Origin of the sequence: Roseovarius sp. D0-M9, assembly GCF_037083805.1 — a bacterium.
Classification (GTDB): Bacteria; Pseudomonadota; Alphaproteobacteria; order Rhodobacterales; family Rhodobacteraceae; genus Roseovarius.
Window position 1 is genome coordinate 1 of record NZ_JBAPKZ010000135.1, and the last position, 657, is coordinate 657.

Genomic DNA, 657 nt, shown 5'->3' on the forward strand with positions numbered 1-657 from the left:
TGGCAAGCTGGCCGGTCTGCGGGACTGGATCGCGGCACGGATGACGGCCAAGACCGACCTCACGCTGGATGATCTGGTGCTGGAAATAGCCGATGAGCACCAGATGACGATCCATCGGGTGTCAGTCTGGCGCACCCTGCGCAGTCTCGGTCTGACGCATAAAAAAAGACCTGCAAGCCGTCGAGCAGAATCGGCCTGAGGTCCGGCAAGCGCGTCATATCTGGATCACGCGGCGGCAACCGTTCATGGCCAACCTGTTGCCACGCATCGGTTTCATTGACGAAACCTCGCTCAAGACGAACATGGCCAAGACCACTGGATGGTCCCCCAAGGGCGCNATCTGGATCACGCGGCGGCAACCGTTCATGGCCAACCTGTTGCCACGCATCGGTTTCATTGACGAAACCTCGCTCAAGACGAACATGGCCAAGACCACTGGATGGTCACCCAAGGGCGCGCGCCTGATTGATCACGCCCCATTCGGTCACTGGAACACGCAAACGTTTATCGCGGCGCTCCGCCACGACCGTCTGGATGCGCCCTGGGTAATCGAGGGCGCAATGAACCGCGAACTGTTCGAGCTTTATGTCGAGACCCAACTGACCCCGACCCTGAAACCCGGCGATGTGATCATCCTCGACAACCTGTCATCCCACA

General features: G+C 59.5%; 1 protein-coding gene and 1 pseudogene. Both read left to right on the forward strand.

Going from position 1 to position 657, the window contains the following annotated elements; all coding sequences use genetic code 11:
- The coding region (locus tag V8352_RS21880; RefSeq protein ID WP_336426363.1) for a hypothetical protein at positions 1-199 on the forward strand (199 nt) is incomplete at its 5' end.
- 184 nt (positions 200-383) lie between these two features.
- Positions 384-657: pseudogene (locus tag V8352_RS21885) on the forward strand (transposase); the annotation flags it as partial.